We start from the raw sequence: 250 nt of genomic DNA on the forward strand, positions 1-250 counted from the left end.
AAGGTTATATCTCTATCGACTCGCCAATGGCTAGAGCTCTACTTAAGAAAGAAGTGGATGATGAATTTACGGTAAAAACACCGGAAGGCGACAAAGAGTGGTTCATTAACTCGATTAGCTACGTAGACAGCAAATAACTCAACTTATGAGGGCGTGTTGAGTATCCAGAAAACCCAAACTCCAGATAAAAGAAAACCCCGCAAGGCTTTCGCCTAGCGGGGTTAAGTCTCTATCGCAGCAATCCGGCTAC

General features: G+C 44.4%; 1 protein-coding gene. It reads left to right on the top strand.

What is annotated here, in order from left to right; genetic code table 11:
- Positions 1–137: GreA/GreB family elongation factor (locus BCT81_RS01850; protein WP_198596823.1), on the top strand; the 137-nt coding region annotated here is incomplete at its 5' end.
- Between the last annotated feature and the right edge of the window lie 113 nt (positions 138–250).

The sequence above is a fragment of the Vibrio sp. 10N.261.52.A1 genome, from assembly GCF_002876325.1.
Lineage (GTDB): Bacteria > Pseudomonadota > Gammaproteobacteria > Enterobacterales > Vibrionaceae > Vibrio > Vibrio chagasii.